A 17,707-nucleotide genomic window follows, 5' to 3' on the forward strand; every position below is an offset into this window, starting at 1 on the left:
TGTCGCCGGGCGCGTTCAGTGATGGCGGGCCAGCAGGATGTCGAGCAGCAGCACGGCGCCCGACTTGTCGAGCGGGTTGTTCTGATTGCCGCACTTGGGCGACTGGATGCACGACGGGCACCCGGACACACAGGTGCAGGCGGCAATCGTCTCGCGGGTTGCCCGCAGCCAGTCCTCGGCGGCACGGAACCCCCGCTCTGCGAAGCCGGCTCCCCCCGGGTAGCCGTCATAGACGAAGACGGTGAGCAGTCCGGTGTCGGCGTGCAGCGCGGTGGAGACGCCGCCGATGTCCCACCGGTCGCAGGTGGCCACGAGAGGCAGCAGGCCGATCGAGCAGTGCTCGGCTGCGTGAGCGGCGCCGGGACGGTCGGCGGACTCCAGGCCGGCGGCTGCCATCACGTCGTCGGGCACCGTCCACCACACAGCCCGGGTGCGCAGCGAGCGCGGCGGCAGGTCGAGTGGCTCCTCCGCCACGATCTCACCGCCGGGTTGGCGTCGCTTGAGGAAAGAGACCACCTGGTTGCTCACGTCGACGTCGCCGAAGTTGACCGAGGCGCTGCCCCAACGTCGGCTCTCGCGCATCCGGGTGATGCGGATTTCGGTGATGTCGCGAGCGGTAGTGGAGTAGGTGATCTCAGGGGCCGGTGCCACGTGCGCCACGTGGTCGTCGAGGTCCAGTTCCGACACCCACCAGGTCTCGCCGCGGTGGACGTACACCGCCCCAGTGTGAGCGGTCGCGTGCGCCGCGCCACCGTCCATGGTGCCGATCAATCTGCCGGTGCCCTGCTCGATCAGGGACACCTGTCGCCCTCCCGTGGACCGGATATCGGCGAGGTCGGCTGCACGCCGCTGGTCGGTCCAGAACCATCCCGTCGGCCGGCGCCGCAGCAACCCCTTGGAGGTGAGCGCGTCCAGGCACGCCCGCGCGGTGGGACCGAAGTAGTCGACCTCCTCGTCTCGCAGCGGGGACTCCTGAGCGGCCGCGCACAGGTGCGGTGCCAGGACCTGCTCGTTCGTCGTGTCGAAGACCGTCGCCTCCAGCGGCTGGCCCAACAGCACCTCGGGATGCGAGATCAGGTAGGTGTCGAGCGGGTCGTCCTTGGCGATCAGCAGCCCGAGCGCAGGGCCGCCCGCGCGTCCGGCGCGGCCGAGTTGTTGCCAGAACGCTGCGCGGGTGCCGGGGTAGCCGGCGAGCAGGACCGCGTCGAGTCCCGCCACGTCGATTCCCAGTTCCAGCGCATTGGTCGCCGCGAGCCCGGTCAGTCGCCCGGCACGCAGGTCGGCCTCGATAGCTCGCCGCTCTTCGGGGAGGTAGCCACCTCGGTAGGCACCGACTCGGCGGCCGAGCCCGGGCTCAACCTCGTCGAGCAGGCGTGCGGCCGTGGTGGCCACCTGTTCGACCCCGCGCCGCGAGCGTACGAACGCCAACGTCGCGACGTCCTCGGCCACCAGATCTGCCAACAGGTCGGCCGCCTCTGACGAAGCTGCCCGGCGCGACGGGGCTCCTTGTTCACCCAGGTGCGCGGTCAGCGGTGGTTCCCACAGCCCGATCGTCACCTCACCGCGAGGCGACGCGTCGGCGGTGAGGGGCACGACGTCCAGACCGGTCAACAGCCGAGCCGCCTGCTCCGGGTCGGCGGCCGTAGCGGAGGCGAGAACGAAGGTCGGCTCGGCGCCGTACGCCGCGCACACCCGCCGCAGCCGTCGCAGGATCAGCGCCACGTGGGCGCCGAAGACCCCTCTGTAGTGGTGACACTCGTCGATCACCACGAAGCGGAGTTTGGCAAAAAAGTCGGCCCAGCGGTCGTGGCGCGGCAGCATCGAGCGGTGCAACATGTCCGGGTTCGTCAACACCCACTCGGCGTACTCTCGCGTCCACTCGCGCTCGTCCTGGCTGCTGTCGCCGTCGTGCGTGGCGATGCGTACGTCGGTGCCGAGCCCGCGCAGTGCCGCGCACTGATCGTGGGCCAGGGCTTTCGTCGGCGCGAGGTAGAGCACCGCCGCGCCGCGCTGTCCGCGTGGGCGACGCTCGGCGCGGATCGCCGAGAGCCCCGGAAGTTGGTACGCCAGCGACTTGCCGGAGGCGGTGCCCGTGGCCAGCACGACGTGCGTACCAGCCCACGCAGCGTCGGCGGCGACCTGTTGATGCAACCACGGCGATGCGACCCCGCGCTGCGCCAACCGAGCGACCAGGTCCGGGTCGACCCACTGGGGCCAGGTGCCGAACTGTGCCGCGCGCGGCGGTAGCACCGTCACATGGCGCAACCGCTCTCCACGAGTGGGCACTGCCGCCAATCTGGACAACGGGGAAGAAAACTGGGCTCTGGAGAAAACTTCCGGGGTCTGGCTCGCGTCATCCAGTTGGGGTGAGTGCGTCTCACCTCCACGACCGCGTTCCCGCACGGGTGAAGTCTGACAAACGGCACCGACATTCGACTTTGGTAGCCGTGGGCAGGAATTCCACCTCACCGGGCGCCGTGGTTTGATAGTCCCGGCAACATCAGGGGTGGTACGCCACCCGGTCAAGGCGTTCTCTGGGGGCGCCGTAGGAGCGATTGTGGATCTGACACTGGCGACTCGCGACGCCGACGCCTCAACCATCATCACGGTGGGCGGCGAGATCGATGTCTACACCGCACCCAAGTTGCGCGACCTGATCACCGAGTTGGTCGGCCAGGGCCGTTATCACCTCGTGGTCGACATGAGCGGCGTGGAGTTCCTCGACTCCACCGGCCTCGGAGTGCTCGTCGGCGGTCTCAAGAAGGTCCGCAGCAACAACGGCTCCCTCCACCTGGTGTGCAGCCAGGAACGTCTGCTCAAGATCTTCCGCATCACCGGTCTGGCTAAGGTCTTCCAGATCCACCCCACCGCCGAGGACGCCCTCGCCGCCGAAACCGTCGGCTGAACCTCAAGGCGGGTCGTCCCCGCCTGACCCCGCCTCCTGTGGCCTGTGTCACCGCGTGCGATACTCCGCGCGACACGAATGCGACCCGCATCACAGGAGGATCAGCACATGGCCGGGATCATTCCCGCTGTCGGAACGCCTGATCTCACCGGCACCAACCAGCTTCTGGTCATCATCGTCTTGGCCATCGCCCTCGCGGCGTTGGGCATGGCCGTGGTGTTCTGGCGGCAGGTCATGGCGGCTGCTGAGGGCACCGACAACATGAAGAACATCGCTCAAGCGGTGCAGGAGGGCGCAAACGCCTACCTCACCCGACAGTTCCGCACTCTCGGCATCTTCGCGGTCGTGGCGTTCGCGGTGCTGCTGCTGCTCCCGGGCGACTGGGACGTCAAGATCGGACGGTCCCTGTTCTTCCTGTTGGGTGCCGGCTTCTCGGCTGCCATCGGCTTCCTGGGGATGTCTCTGGCCGTTCGCGCGAACCTGCGTGTCGCCGCCGCTGCCGAGACTCAGGGACGCGACCCGGCTATGACGGTCGGCTTCCGCACCGGCGCCTTCGTCGGCATGGCCACCGTCGGCCTCGGCCTCCTGGGCGCCTCGCTGGTCGTGCTCCTCTACAAGGATGACGCGGCGCACGTGCTGGAGGGCTTCGGCTTCGGTGCCGCGCTGCTCGCGATGTTCATGCGAGTCGGCGGCGGCATCTTCACCAAGGCGGCCGACGTCGGTGCCGACCTGGTGGGCAAGGTCGAGCAGAACATCCCCGAAGACGACCCGCGCAATGCCGCGACCATCGCCGACAACGTCGGCGACAACGTCGGCGACTGCGCGGGCATGGCCGCCGACTTGTTCGAGTCGTACGCCGTCACGCTGGTGGCCGCGCTGATCCTCGGCTCGCAGGCATTCGGTGACAAGGGCCTGGTCTTCCCGCTCCTCGTGCCGGCGATCGGTGCGTTGACCGCGGTCCTCGGTGTCTTCCTGACCCGCCCGCGCGCGGGTGAGAACGGACTGACCACCATCAACCGCGCCTTCTATATCTCTGCCGCCGTCGGAGCGCTGGCGAGCGTCGTGCTGTCGTACGTCTACCTGCCGTCGACCTTCGCAGGATTCGACAATGTCACCGGCATCGACATGGGTGGCGCCGAAGGCGACCCGCGAGTGATCGCCTCGGCCGCCGTGGTCATCGGTGTGGTGATGGCCGCCGGCATCCTCGCGCTGACCGGCTACTACACCGGCACCGAGTTCCGCCCGGTCAAGGACGTCGGCAAGACCTCCCTGACCGGCCCCGCGACCGTGATCTTGTCCGGACTTTCGGTTGGTTTCGAGTCTGCCGTCTACACCACGCTGGTCATCGGCGCGGCTGTCTTCGGTGGCTTCATGCTGGGCGGCGCGACCCTGACCGTGTCGCTGTTCGCGGTCGCGCTGGCCGGCTGTGGTCTGCTCACCACCGTCGGCGTGATCGTGGCGATGGACACCTTCGGCCCGGTCTCCGACAACGCCCAGGGCATCGCCGAGATGTCGGGCGACGTCAGCCCCGAGGGCGCGCAGATCCTCACCGAACTCGACGCCGTCGGCAACACCACCAAGGCCATCACCAAGGGCATCGCGATCGCGACGGCTGTGTTGGCCGCCACGGCGCTGTTCGGCTCGTACGCCACCTCGATCAACGAAGCGATCACCGAATCGGGTGCGGAGTTCAACTTCGCCCACCTGTACGTGTACAACCCGGCCGTGCTGGTCGGCGTACTCCTCGGCGCTGCCGTGGTGTTCCTCTTCTCCGGTCTGGCGATCAACGCCGTGGGCCGCGCGGCCGGTGCGGTCGTGATGGAGGTACGCCGCCAGTTCCGCGAGATCCCCGGGATCATGGAGGGCACTGGCCGTCCCGAGTACGGCAAGGTCGTCGACATCGTCACCCGCGACTCGCTTCGTGAACTCGTCACGCCCGGCATCTTGGCCGTCTTCGCCCCGATCGCGGTCGGCTTCGGCCTGGGCGTCACGGCGCTCGCTGGCTTCCTCGCCGGCGCGATCGGCGCTGGCACCCTGATGGCCGTCTTCTTGGCCAACGCGGGTGGCGCGTGGGACAACGCGAAGAAGCTCGTCGAGGACGGCCACCACGGCGGCAAGGGCTCCGACGCCCACGCCGCGACCGTTATCGGCGACACGGTGGGTGACCCCTTCAAGGACACCGCCGGCCCGGCCATCAACCCGCTGATCAAGGTGATGAACCTGGTCTCGTTGTTGATCGCGTCGGCCGTGGTCTCGCTGAGCATGGGCAAGGACGAGAACGATGCGCTGCGCATCGGCATCGCGCTGGTCGCGGTGGCGGTGATCGCGGTCGCGGTGTTCATCTCCAAGCAGCGTGAGGTCGCTATCGCGGACGATGGGGATAACGCGGGCTCGTCGTCGATGACCCCGCAGGTTTCCTGAGTCGAGCGGACCAGAGGCCGCTCAGCCCCCGGAGAACCGGGTGCTGAGCGGCCTTTTCGCGTGCTGAGTTGCTGCTCGGCCCCGGTGCACACTCCGCCCAGCGAGCGGCTTTGCGGCCCGGCTGGCACAGTGACACCTTGTGGACGGACTCGATCTGGATCTGGCGCCTCGCCTGCGCGACGCGCTGCTGGCAGCCGACTTCACCTTCGACCACGTCGTCGAACGCCTCGGCCCGCGCGCACACGGCGCCCTGGCGCGCAACGAGACCGCGCCAGGACTGCTGTCCACCGGTTCGGGGGATGCGCTCGACGCGCTGATCCGCCTCTTCCTGTTGCAGGCCGACGTGGCCAGGTCTGCCGTCGACGCCGCGCTGCCCGGCCTGGCCGAGCCGCTCGCGCACGCCGGGCTCCTCGACCTCGCCGCCGGGCGGGTCCGAGCCCTGCTGGACTGTCGCCCGTACGCCGAGGAGGAGCGCGACCTCTGGGTCGTCTCGGACCTGACGCCCGGGATGGACGGCGCCGCCAATGTGATGACCGGCGACTATGTCCTCGGCATCAGCCCGGCCTCCACCTCCTTGGCCCACCTCACGATGCGGCGCCCGGTTGCACGCGCGCTCGATCTGGGCACCGGGTGCGGCGTACAAGCCCTGCACCTGGCAGCGCACAGTGACGTCGTGGTCGCCACCGACGTCAACCCGCGGGCGTTGGCGATGACTCGCTTCAACTGCGCGCTCAACGAGGTCGCACAGGTGGACGTACGTGACGGGTCGCTCTTCGAGCCCGTCGCGGGGGAGCGGTTCGACCTGATCGCCACCAACCCGCCGTTCGTGATCTCGCCGGCCAACACCGAGCGTCTGGTCTATCGCGACTCGGGCCTGCCCGGCGACACGGTCGTCGAGCGGATCGTCCGCGAGGCACCGGAGCACCTGGTCGACGGTGGCTGGCTGCAGGTGCTGGCCAACTGGGTCATCAGCAAGGACACGCCTTGGCAGGAGCGACTCGCCGAGTGGTTGCGGCCCGGCGACGATGCGCTCGTGGTGCAGCGTGAGGTGCTCGACCCGGCGGCGTACGTCGAACTCTGGCTCAAGGACTCCGGACACCACGGCGGGCCTGACTATCTGGCCCGGCACGACGCTTGGCTGCGCTGGCTCGACGACCAGAGGGTCGAGGGGATCGGCTTCGGTTGGATCAACGTGCGTACGGCAGGCTCTGGAGCGCGCGAACTGCTCGAGTGGCCCTACGAGGTGGAGCAGCCGATCGCGCCTGCGATCGCGAAGTGGGGGGACGCCGTGGCGCGGATGGCCGGACTGGACGAGCAGGGGTTGCTGAATGCGCACCCGGTCGTACGCCCCGACGTACGCCAGGAGTCCCACGGGCAGCCGGGCGCTGAGGATCCCGAGACGATCGTGCTGCGCCAGCAGCGTGGCTTGTGCCGTGCCCGGCAGGTGGACACGGTCGAGGCGGCACTCGTCGGAGCCAGCGACGGTGACCTCAGCGTCGCTCGATTGCTGGATGCCCTCGCGAGTCTGCTGGAGCGCGACCCCGCGGAGTTGACCGCGCACTACCTGCCGGTCGTGGCCGAACTCGTGGGTGAGGGCTTCCTCGAACTGGGCTAGGAAGTGGCCCGTACGGTGGCCGTTTCGCGTGTTCGCGCTACCGTGTCGGCCCGGAAGGGTCTCGGGAGGCTCAACCGCATCGAGAAGGACGAAGGTTCAGTGGCACACAAGTTGGTGATCGTCGAGTCGCCCGGAAAGATCTCCAAGATCCGGGACTACCTCGGCAAGGGGTACGTCGTCGAGGCGTCCATTGGTCACATCCGCGACCTTCCGCAGAGCGCTGCCGACACTCCTGCCAAGATCAAGGACAAGCCCTGGGGGCGGATGGCTGTCGACGTCGACAACGACTTCACGCCCTATTACGTCGTCCCGGCCAAGTCGCGCGACCAGGTCCGCAAACTCAAAGGCTTGGTCAAGGACGCCGACGAGCTCTACCTCGCCACCGATGGTGACCGCGAGGGCGAGGCGATCGCCTGGCATCTGCTCGACGAACTCAAGCCCAAGAACATCCCGGTCCACCGGATGGTCTTCGGCGAGATCACCCGCTCCGCGATCGAAGAGGCTGTCGCCAACCCGCGCCAGATCAACGACGATCTGGTCGAGGCGCAAGAAGCGCGTCGCATCCTGGACCGGCTCTACGGCTACGAGGTCAGCCCGGTGCTGTGGCGCAAGGTGATGAGCGGACTCTCGGCCGGTCGCGTCCAGTCCGTGGCCACCCGACTCGTGGTCGACCGCGAGCGCGAGCGGATGGCGTTCCGGGTCGCGTCCTACTGGGATCTGCAAGGCACGTTCGACGCGGGCGACAAACACGACCCGCGGATGTTCCCCGCCAAGCTGCACTCGATCGACGGCTCCCGCGTCGCGAGCGGCTCGGATTTCGACAACACCGCCACGCTGAAGTCGCAGAGCAAGCTGCACCTCAACCAGGCCGCGGCCGAGGCACTCGTACGCGCTCTGGGCGACACGACCTATTCCGTACGCTCGGTCGAGTCCAAGCCCTACCGCCGCCAGCCGTACGCCCCCTTCCGCACCACCACGATGCAGCAGGAGGCCTCGCGCAAGCTTGGCATGAGCGCGTCGACCACGATGTCGGTGGCGCAGCGTCTCTATGAGGGCGGTTACATCACCTATATGCGTACGGATTCGATCACGCTGTCGACGTCGGCGATCGCGGCCGCCCGCAACCAGGTGCGCGACCTTTACGGGGCCGAATACCTTCCCGACGCTCCGCGCGTCTACTCCGGCAAGGTCAAGAACGCCCAAGAGGCGCACGAGGCGATTCGTCCGGCCGGCGACTCGTTCCAGACTCCGGCGCAGACCGGCCTGAGCGGCGACCAGTTCCGCCTCTATGAGCTGATCTGGATGCGTACGGTCGCCTCGCAGATGAAGGACGCGACCGGCAACTCCGTCACCGTCCGCCTGGGTGGGCAGTCCTCCGACGGTCGGGACGTGGTTTTCTCCGCGAGTGGTCGCACGATCACCTTCCACGGCTTCCTCAAGGCGTACGTCGAGGGCCGCGACGACTCCAAGCGCGCCGACGACGCCGAGACCCGGCTGCCCGGCCTGAGCCAGGGCGAGACCGTGTCGGCCGCGTCGATCTCGGCCGAGGGTCACGAGACCAAGCCCCCGGCTCGCTACACCGAGGCCACGCTGATCAAGGAACTCGAGGATCGCGAGATCGGGCGCCCGTCGACGTACGCCTCGATCATCGGCACCATCCAGAACCGCGGCTATGTCTACAAGAAGGGCACCGCGCTGGTGCCTGCCTGGATCGCGTTCTCCGCGACTCGGCTGCTGGAGGAGCACTTCCCGCGCCAGATCTCGTACGAGTTCACCGCCGGGATGGAAGACGTCCTCGACGACATCGCCAAGGGTGAGAAGGACCGGGTCAGCGAACTGCAGGAGTTCTACTTCGGCAACGACTCGGTCGCGGGTCTGCACACCCTGGTCAACGAGTTGGGCGAGATCGATGCCAAGGACCTTGCCACCTTCCCGATCGGTGGCAAGGAGTCGGGCATCGTGCTGCGGGTGGGTCGCTACGGCCCCTACCTCGAAGGTCCCGACGACGAAGGCAACCCTGCGGGCAAGCGGGCCAACGTGCCCGACGACCTGCCGCCCGACGAGTTGACGCTGGAGAAGGCCAAGGAACTCTTCGCCAATCCGGCAGGGGAGGAGATCGCGCTGGGTGCGCACCCCGAGACCGGCTTGCAGATCGTGGCGAAGAACGGTCGCTTCGGTCCGTACGTGACCGAGGTGCTGCCCGAGGACGCGTCGAAGTCCGCGAAGCCGCGTACGGGTTCGCTGTTCAAGTCGATGACGTTGCAGACCGTGTCCTTGGACGACGCGCTCAAGCTGTTGTCGCTGCCGCGTGTGGTCGGCTCGGACGCCGAGGGTGTGGAGATCACCGCGCAGAACGGTCGCTACGGGCCGTACCTGAAGAAGGGCACCGACTCCAGGTCGCTGGTCAGCGAGGACCAACTGCTGACGATCACCCTCGACGAGGCTCTGGCGATCTATGCCCAGCCCAAGACCCGTGGTCGTGCTGCTGCCGCGGCGCCGCTGAAGGAACTCGGCAACGACCCGGTCTCCGGTCAGCCGATCGTGGTGAAGTCGGGCCGTTTCGGCGAATACGTCACCGACGGCGAATACAACGCCACCTTGCGCAAGGATGACTCGGTCGAGGACATCACGACCGAGCGGGCTGCCGAACTGCTCGCCGATCGGCGCGCTCGTGGTCCGGCGAAGAAGACTGCCAAGCGGGCGGCGAAGAAGTCGACCAGGAAGTCGACTGCGAAGAAGACGGCCGCCAAGAAGACGACCGCGAAGAAGACGACGAAGAAGGCTGCCGCGAAGAAGTCCTGATCAGGGGATCGCGGTGGCCGAGGGCAGGACGGCGACCTCGGTCGGCGCTACGGAGGGTGTCGGCGTCGTGGCGCCATGCCAGGCCGGGAACTGCTCGCGTACGCACAGGTCGAAGTCGTCGTCGGTGCGGGCCACGTCGTTGAGGCCGACCTCGAGCATGGCGCAGGCGATCTGTGCGTTGACGAGTGCCGGCTGATCGGCGATGCAGTCGGCCAGCTCGGGGTCCACGAAACCGTGCGCTCCGCAGAGCTCCGCTGCGGTCTGGGCGGGCGGGGTCGCGCTGACGGTCGGAGTGGGGACGACCGTCGGCGAGGTGGTGGGAAGCGGCGTCGTGGGTGCTGTGGTGGGAGGCGCCGTCGTGGGCGCCGGCGTCTGGGAGGCCAGGACGAACACCGGGGCGCTCGTGGACGCGGTGACGACCGCCTTCGGTGCCAATCCGGTCGCGATCGTCTCGATCGGCATCACGTCCATGGGCGGCAGGGCGTACGAGGTGACGTGGACGTCGGCGTACGTCTGCGAGGTGTAGAGCTCGTACGCGCTCTCGACCTTCTGCGCGTAGACCCTGCCCGTGTGGAGTTGGCGCAACGCCTTGCGCCGGTCCGCTTGCTGGCCGAGGTCACCGCCGTCGTGGCACAACACGGCCGCGACCGCGAGGGAGGCATCGTCGAGGTCGCCGATGCGGCGCAGGCCGTCGTTATCGGCGTCCACGCCGATGCCGGCCCACGCGTCGGGCTGCAGCCGCATCGGGCCGCGTACGCCCGCAGCGCGCAGGCGCGGCGTGATCCGACCGTCGGTGCCGAGCACCCGGCCACCCACGCGCCCGTGATCGGAGGCGACGCTGCCGACGGCCGCCAGCAACTCCCACCGCAGGCCGCACTCGGGTCGCGCGGTTGCCATCATGGCGGCGGCGTTCTGGTAGGCGGCAAGTGCGGTGCTCGGGATCTCAGGTGCCGTCATGGTGGCCGTGCGAGACGTCTTGAAGCTCGACACGGCGCCCTCGAAAGTCACGTTGACAGGCAGGGGCGCGGCGCCCGGCGCTGGCGCGACGACGGTGGGCTGCGGCGCGCGGGCATCCGGGCTGGCTGCGGGCGAATGCCAGGTGACGGCCAGGACGGACGCGGCCGCGACAGTGGCTACGGCGCCGGTGCTGACGGCCTTGATCGAGAACACGCGGGCAATCCTCCCCTATGCCCCTCAATCAGATAACCCCTGAATGCCTGTGTGGACAGGAATTCACACTTTGGTCGGGCGTCGGTGCCGACCCGTAGGGTTACGGCCGTGACCGATCCCGTCTACTCCGACCGCGGGGTATTCGTGTGCTTCGAGGGCGGTGAGGGCGCGGGCAAGTCGACCCAGTCCCGACTCCTGCGCGAATGGCTGGAGTCCCAGGGCGTCACGGTGGTGTCGACCTTCGAGCCCGGCGACACGGCAGTCGGTCAGAAGATCCGCCAGATCCTGCTCGACCCGGCCACCGGCGCGCTCGCCGACCGCACCGAGTCGCTGCTCTACGCCGCAGACAAGGCCGAGCATGTGGAGACCGTCGTCAAGCCTGCACTGGCTCGCGGCGAGGTCGTGATCACCGACCGCTATGTCGACTCGACCCTGGCCTACCAGGGCGCGGGGCGTGCCCTGGACGTCGGGGAGGTCGAGGAGGTCGCTCGCTGGGCGACCGGAAACCTGCGTCCGCACGTGACCGTGGTGCTCGACCTGGAGCCGAGCGCCGGGCTGGGGCGCTTCGAGGAGCGCGACCGGATCGAGGGTGAGTCGCTGGAGTTCCACGAGCGCGTACGGGTGGCATTCCTCCTGATGGCGCAGGCGGCGCCGGAGCACTACCTGGTGCTCGACGCTCGCGCACCGGTCGAGGAGATCGCGGCGGCCGTACGCGCTCGGATCGAGCCGCTGCTCGATCAGGTGGCCCGATGACCGTCTGGGACACGTTGGTCGGCCAGCAGGTGGCGATCACGGCCCTTCAGGCCGCCACGTCCGGGCAGGGGATGACCCATGCCTGGCTCTTCTCCGGTCCGCCGGGCTCCGGCCGCTCCAACCTGGCGCTGGTCTTCGCGGCGGCGTTGCAGTGCGAGCGCCCCGGCGGTGTGGCCGCTGGTTGCGGCGAGTGCCACGCCTGTCACACGGTGATGGTCAAGACGCATGCGGACGTACGACTGGTCGCGACGCAGCAACTCACCATCGGCGTCGATGACGTGCGCGAACTCGTTCGTCGGGCCGCCCTGACGCCGGTGGGCAGCGGCTGGCAGATCATCATCATCGAGGACGCAGACCGGCTCACCGACCAGGCTTCCAACGCGCTGCTGAAGGCGATCGAGGAGCCGTCGGAGCGTACGGTCTGGATGCTCTGCGCTCCGACGGCAGAAGATATGCTGCCGACGATTCGCTCCCGCTGCCGGATGGTCGAGTTGTCCACCCCGCACGCCCGCGACGTCGAGGCATTCCTGATAGCCCAAGGGGCTGACCGGCAACGCGCTCACACGGCCGCTCGTGCAGCGCAGGGACACATCGGCCGCGCGCGTGCGCTCGCGACCGACGACGAGACCATGCAGCGCCGCCACAGCGTCGTCACGTTGCCGTTCGGCCTGACGTCACTGGGTGCCGCGATGTCCGCGGCCGAGACGGTCAACGAGGCAGCCAAGGCCGAGGCGAAGGCGTTTACCGACGAGGCGGACGAGCGGGAGAAGACCGCCCTCGCGTCGGCGTACGGCGTCGTGCAGGGCGGCCGTCGGCCGCGAGAGTACGCCCCGGCGCTCGCGGCACTGGAGCGCGACCAGAAGAAGCGCGCGACCCGGCAGGTGCGCGATGTCGTGGATCGCGGCCTGATGGATCTCGCGTCGGTCTATCGTGACGCGCTGCGGATCGCGGCTGCAAGCGGTGCCGAGTTGGTCAACGAGGACCTGCGCCGCCAGGTCCAGGACCTGGCCGGTGCCGCCTCTGCGGAGGTCAACCTGGCGCGGATCGAGATGATCTTCGCGGCTCGCGAACAACTGCTGGAGTTCAACGTGCCGCCGTTGCTTGCGTTGGAGTCGATGATGGTGGGGTTGTGGCTCGCCGGCATGGAAGCGAAGTGATGGAGTCCACCAAACCGCGCTGGCTGGTGCCCGTGCTCGTCACCATGATGGTGCTGGCGCTGATCGGCGTGGGCATCGCGATCACGTACGAAGCCTCCAAACCGATCGCGCAGCCCACCTTCCCGACCCGCTCGCCGTCTGCGACCTCCAGCGCCGCGGTGGAGCCGCCAGAGCCCGAGTTGGCCGAGTTCTACGGCCAGTCGCTGGACTGGGAGGGGTGCCGCAGTGCGTACGAATGTGCGTCCCTGACCGTGCCGGTCGACTACGCCGACCCGACCGGTGAGACCGTGGAGATCGCGTTGTTGCGGGTGCGCGCCCAGGGCACCCCGATCGGATCGCTGGTCGTGAATCCGGGTGGTCCCGGAGCCCCGGGGACCTCCTATGCGGCCGCCGCCGAGCAGGTGTTTCGTCCGGCGCTGCTCGAGTCGTACGACATCGTCGGCTTCGACCCGCGCGGCACGGGGGAGAGCAGCCCGGTCGACTGCCTCTCCGACGGGGCGCTCGATGACTATCTCGCGGGTGATCCCGACCCCGATGATGCCGAGGAGGAGGCCGAGTTCTTCGATTCGTTGCGTGACTTCGGCCAGGGTTGTGTGGACAACACCGGTGACCTGATCTCCCACGTCACCACCCAGGAGGCGGCGCGTGACATGGATGTCCTGCGCGCGGCTCTCGGCGAAGAGCACCTGGACTACTTCGGGGCTTCCTACGGCACCCGTCTCGGGGCGACGTACGCCGAGTTCTTCCCCGACCGAGTCGGTCGCTTCGTCCTCGACGGGGCGCTCGACGTGTCGCTGTCCTCGCGCGACATTACGCTCGGGCAGGCACGGGGTTTCGAGCGGGCGCTCTCGGCGTACGTCCAAGCGTGCGTGGATCGAGGGGGCTGCTTCCTGGGCGACTCGGTCGACGAGGGGCTGGCCACGATCAAGGAGCTCCTCGCCGAGACGGATCAAGAGCCGCTCGGCACCGGCACCGATCGCGAGCTGACCCAGGGCCGGGCGCTCTATGGCCTGATCGCGCCGCTCTACAACAAGGACTACTGGTACATCCTGGACACCGCCTTGGCCGATGCCCTCAAGGGAGACGGTGCCGGGCTGTTGAACCTCGCCGACCTGTACGCCTCGCGCAACGGCGACGGCACGTATGAGGACAACTCGTCGGAAGCGATCTTCGCGATCAACTGCCTCGACGATCCGTGGGCGATCGGGCCGCGCAAGATCCACGCGGCGGTGCCGGAGTTCGAGGAGGCGTCCCCGACTCTGGGGCGTACGTTCGCCTGGATGCTGGCCGGCTGCAAGGGGCAGGTGGCGCGCTCGACACTCGCACCACTCGACATCCGTGCGGCCGGTGCGGCGCCGATCGTGGTGATCGGGACGACGCGTGATCCGGCGACACCGTACGAATGGGCCGAGGCATTGGCCGCTCAGTTGGAGTCCGGGGTGCTGGTCTCGCGTGACGGGGATGGGCACACGGGTTATAACTCGGGCAACCGTTGCGTGGATCTGGCGGTGGAGGACTACCTGGTCGAGGGGACCGTGCCGGATGACGGGTTGAGCTGCTGAGCCTTGGGCCGGTGCTCAGCGCAGAGGCTCGGCGACCTGCAGGATCCGTTCGGTCGCGAGTTTGATCATCAGTTGCGCGGCCGGGCTCAGGTGCGCGCCCGTGCGGTGCACGATCGCGAAGGTCTCGTAGAGGGCCGGACTGAGGCTGACGAAGCCCGCGTCCGGTGCGAGTCTGGGCAGGATCGCGTTGGCCGCCCCTCGAGGGATGACGGTGTCGGCGTAGCCGGCCCCGGCCACCTCGACGGCGGTCTCGACATCCTCCACCTCCACACGCGTACGCGGGTTGAAGCCGGCCTCGTGCACCATCTGCCGCAGCCGCCCGCGGGTCGCGTCGACCGAGGCGAAACTCGTCTCAGGCAGGACCATCGGCGACTCGGCCAGCCGTTTGGCGGTGACGGGCTTTGCCACGCGCTCGGGGTGGACCGAGATATAGACCAATTCGTCTCGTGCGACCGGGATGATCTCCAGGCCCTCGGTGCTGGCCGGTGAGGCGACGAGGGCGGCCTCGATCCGGCCGCGGCGCAGGTCGTCGAGGACCTCGGAGGAGTTCTGGCCGATGAGTTCGACGCGGACTCCGGGGTAGCGGTCCAGCACGTCGCCGATCAGCGTGGCGCTGAGGTAGAGCCGGGAGATGCCGAAGACACCGAAGCGGATGGTGCCTGTCTCGAGTTCTTTCACCGCCTGCACGGCGCGCCTGGCTTGGTCGGCCGCTGCGAGGGTTGCTTCTGCGTACGGTCGCAGTGACTCAGCGGCCGACGTGGGGAGGACGCCTCTTCCTACTCGCTCGAAGAGCGTGACGCCCAGGGACTTCTCCAGCGAGCGGATCTGCTCCGAGACGCTGGGCTGGGCGTAGCCGAGGTCGGCGGCGGCGGCGGTCAGCGAGCCGGCTTCGTACGTCGCGAGGAAGCAGGTGAGTTGATGCAGCGAAAGCATAGGCAAGTCCTTGGGAAGTTACTGGAAAGTGAGGCTACCCCTATCGCTTCGGTCCAGCGAGACTTCTGCCAATCGTTCACTCACTGATCTTGAGGAGGTCGCCATGTTCGACGCCACCTGTGCCGCCTGCGGCAAACACCACCTGATCTTCGAAAGCCAGATCCGCGGCCTCGACAACACCGAGCACGGTGCCGTCGTACGTTATGAGTGCTGGTGCGGGTCGGAGCAGTTGTGGGGCGCACGCGGCCCCGTCGCAGCCTGAGCGGTTCTCGCCCCTGCCGTAGCGTGGCCGCATCGCTGACTCATCTCATCCCGGTCGGTTCCGGCTCGTAGCCCTGCTGCTGATCGCCCTCGTGTTGGGTGCGGCGGCGGGGCTGCTTGCGTTGCGCGATGTCGGCGAGCCGCCGCGGCAGCCGCTGCCATCCTCTCCCACTCCGACCCCGACTTTGGTGCCAGGTTTGCCAGCGAACGTGGCGGTGTCGCAGTTCAACCTTTGGTCGGAGAACCCATCCTGGCGCGACGATTTGCGGACCCTCGTTCGCAGGCACCAACCCGATCTGATCGGGCTCAGCGAGACGTACGACAAGTCGGCGTCGACGCTGGCGCCTGCCGGCTATCGGGCCTGGCTGCCGGTTGAGCCCCGGCACGCGCAGGACACGGCCGTGCTGTGGCGCGACGACTGGACGCTGCTGGCGTCGGGTTCGGCCCACATGTCGGCCGAACCCGACCTGCGCTTCCCCTCGTGGCGGCTGCGCCGGGCCAACTGGGCGACCCTGCGTACGCACACCGGCGCCGTCGTCTCGGTGATCGCGGTCCATCCCAATCCCGTGGGCATCGACCTGCACGAGTACCTCCGCAACCTGGGCGGCCTGGTCGCGCGACTGTCGGCCCGGGGCCCGGTCTTCGTGCCGGGGGACTTCAACGTCCGCTATGAGGGGGACGGCTACCCCGTGCGCTGGGTATCCGCTGCTGGGTTGATGAATCCGTACGACACCCTCGGCGCACCGGTCGGCGGCACCGGCAGGCACGGCGGGACCATCGACTGGGTGCTGGCCTCGGCCTCCCTGACGGCCGTCCGGCTGCGTACGTTGTCCGATCTCGGCTCAGATCATGTCGCGGTGACCGTGGAGTTCGCGCCCTGATGTCCCGATTGCGGGCTGGCCGCGTGGACTCTCTATACTCGCCGCGTTGCGCAGCCGTCCTCGGCTCAGCAGCTGGCCGCCTTAGCTCAGTCGGTAGAGCGAATCACTCGTAATGATTAGGTCGTCGGTTCGATTCCGACAGGCGGCTCTCACACGCCTCTGGCCAAGCTGTCCCCGAAGACTTCCGCGTTGTGCGCGTGTGCCGCGTGGTGCAGACCGAAGACAGCATCCATCCCGGCGTGCAGCCCCATCAGATCCTCTGCCTGGTTGACCGCCTTCTTGGCGAGCGCCAGACCGAGGCGGGGCATCTGGGCTATCCGGTTGGCTAGCTGGTCAACCGTCTCTTGGAGCTCAGGCTCGGGCACGACGCGGTTCACCATGCCGAGGGCATAGGCACGTTCGGCGCTTATCGCCTCGCCAGTGAAGAGCAGTTCCTTGGCGGCACGGGGATTCAGCGCCCAGGGGTGCGCGAAGAACTCCACGCCAGGGATCCCCATCGCCACGGTCGGATCGCGGAAGTAAGCGGTATCGGATGCCACGATGAAGTCGCAGGCCCATGCGAGCATCAGCCCCCCGGCGATGCAGGCACCGTGGACCATCGCGATCGTCGGCTTCGGCACCTCACGCCACCGTCGGCACATACCGAGATAGACCTCGGATTCTCGGGCCCACCGGGACTCGACGCCCTGCTGACCCACATGGTCCCAATGCAAGACGGCGCGCCGCTCGAATGAGGTATCGACATCTCGCCCTGGCGTACCGATGTCGTGGCCTGACGAGAAATGCCGACCGGCGCCGCGCAGCACGATCACTTTGACCTCGACGTCGTCGACGGCGCGGCTGAACGCGTCGTCGAGTGCGTACGTCATCGCCGAGTTCTGCGCGTTGGCGAACTCCGGGCGGTTCATCGTGACGTACGCCGTGGGACCGTCGACAACGTAGTGAACCGGCTCGTCGGTGCTCATCGGACGAGGCTAGACCGCAACCGACCGACCGCGCCACAAATATCATGAGAAATTGTTGACGGCTCTTCGATGCCGGATGAGACTGTCGTGGTGAAGGGCGTCGTCGAGCATCCGCGCTCGGCGGGACAGTTGGCCTTCAGCAGATCGATGGGCGCCTATCTGTGGGCGCGCGCCGCCGCGTATCTGGGCTTTTGGGCCTTCGCGGTGGTCTCCGCCATCGTCATGTACGAGGCCACCGGCTCGGTCGCAGCGGTCGCCCTGATCACGGTCGCGCAATTCCTG

13 protein-coding genes and 1 tRNA gene are annotated in these 17,707 nt (G+C 68.1%); 10 read left to right on the top strand and 4 right to left on the bottom strand.

From position 1 onward, the window contains the following. Positions 1-15 precede the first annotated feature (15 nt). Complete coding sequence (locus V9G04_00560; GenBank protein MEI2711808.1) at positions 16-2,286, bottom strand: DEAD/DEAH box helicase; 2,271 nt, start codon at positions 2,284-2,286, stop codon at positions 16-18. A gap of 271 nt (positions 2,287-2,557) precedes the next feature. Between V9G04_00560 and V9G04_00565 the strand changes: the two genes are divergently transcribed. The 4 genes from V9G04_00565 to topA all read left to right on the top strand — a co-directional run bounded on the left by V9G04_00565 (position 2,558) and on the right by topA (position 9,743). After that, positions 2,558-2,905, top strand: a complete 348-nt coding sequence (locus V9G04_00565; GenBank protein MEI2711809.1) for an anti-sigma factor antagonist — start codon at positions 2,558-2,560, stop codon at positions 2,903-2,905. A 108-nt stretch (positions 2,906-3,013) separates the two neighbouring features. Further along, positions 3,014-5,326, top strand: a complete 2,313-nt coding sequence (locus tag V9G04_00570; GenBank protein MEI2711810.1) for a sodium-translocating pyrophosphatase — start codon at positions 3,014-3,016, stop codon at positions 5,324-5,326. Positions 5,327-5,465: 139 nt separating this feature from the next. Next, a complete protein-coding gene (locus V9G04_00575; GenBank protein ID MEI2711811.1) occupies positions 5,466-6,941 on the top strand; it encodes a class I SAM-dependent methyltransferase in 1,476 nt (491 codons plus the stop codon). A 99-nt stretch (positions 6,942-7,040) separates the two neighbouring features. Then, positions 7,041-9,743 carry a type I DNA topoisomerase gene (topA, locus tag V9G04_00580; GenBank protein ID MEI2711812.1) on the top strand — a complete coding sequence of 901 codons (2,703 nt, stop codon included), beginning with the start codon at positions 7,041-7,043 and terminating at the stop codon, positions 9,741-9,743. Here the strand turns inward: topA and V9G04_00585 are convergent, their stop codons facing one another. Then, positions 9,744-10,913: a hypothetical protein gene (locus tag V9G04_00585; protein MEI2711813.1), complete on the bottom strand. Its 1,170-nt coding sequence runs from the start codon at positions 10,911-10,913 to the stop codon at positions 9,744-9,746. A gap of 108 nt (positions 10,914-11,021) precedes the next feature. Here V9G04_00585 and tmk point away from each other — a divergent pair, with 108 nt between their 5' ends. The 3 genes from tmk to V9G04_00600 are packed head-to-tail and all read left to right on the top strand — an operon-like array spanning position 11,022 to position 14,385. Beyond that, entirely contained in the window at positions 11,022-11,666 is a 645-nt protein-coding gene (gene tmk, locus V9G04_00590) for a dTMP kinase (protein MEI2711814.1), read from the top strand. After that, positions 11,663-12,823 (top strand): DNA polymerase III subunit delta', encoded by a 1,161-nt coding sequence (locus tag V9G04_00595; GenBank protein MEI2711815.1) that lies wholly within the window; start codon positions 11,663-11,665, stop codon positions 12,821-12,823. Before tmk ends, V9G04_00595 begins: the two co-directional genes overlap by 4 nt. Continuing rightward, positions 12,823-14,385, top strand: a complete 1,563-nt coding sequence (locus V9G04_00600; GenBank protein MEI2711816.1) for an alpha/beta hydrolase — start codon at positions 12,823-12,825, stop codon at positions 14,383-14,385. Before V9G04_00595 ends, V9G04_00600 begins: the two co-directional genes overlap by 1 nt. A 15-nt stretch (positions 14,386-14,400) precedes the next feature. On the opposite strand, the gene V9G04_00605 is transcribed toward V9G04_00600, so the two are convergent. Further along, positions 14,401-15,318 (bottom strand): LysR family transcriptional regulator, encoded by a 918-nt coding sequence (locus tag V9G04_00605; protein ID MEI2711817.1) that lies wholly within the window; start codon positions 15,316-15,318, stop codon positions 14,401-14,403. Positions 15,319-15,421: 103 nt separating this feature from the next. Here V9G04_00605 and V9G04_00610 point away from each other — a divergent pair, with 103 nt between their 5' ends. From V9G04_00610 to V9G04_00620, 3 genes are all read left to right on the top strand, one after another. Continuing rightward, the gene (locus tag V9G04_00610; GenBank protein ID MEI2711818.1) at positions 15,422-15,580 is read left to right on the top strand and encodes a hypothetical protein; all 159 of its coding nucleotides are present in this window, start codon (positions 15,422-15,424) and stop codon (positions 15,578-15,580) included. A 214-nt stretch (positions 15,581-15,794) separates the two neighbouring features. Next, entirely contained in the window at positions 15,795-16,460 is a 666-nt protein-coding gene (locus V9G04_00615) for an endonuclease/exonuclease/phosphatase family protein (GenBank protein MEI2711819.1), read from the top strand. A gap of 75 nt (positions 16,461-16,535) precedes the next feature. Then, a tRNA-Thr gene (locus V9G04_00620) sits at positions 16,536-16,608 on the top strand. A gap of 1 nt (position 16,609) precedes the next feature. Here V9G04_00620 and V9G04_00625 read toward each other — a convergent pair. Further along, complete coding sequence (locus V9G04_00625) at positions 16,610-17,425, bottom strand: enoyl-CoA hydratase (GenBank protein ID MEI2711820.1); 816 nt, start codon at positions 17,423-17,425, stop codon at positions 16,610-16,612. Positions 17,426-17,707 lie beyond the last annotated feature (282 nt).

It is taken from the genome of Nocardioides sp. (assembly GCA_037045645.1).
In the GTDB taxonomy this organism is placed as follows: Bacteria; Actinomycetota; Actinomycetes; order Propionibacteriales; family Nocardioidaceae; genus Nocardioides.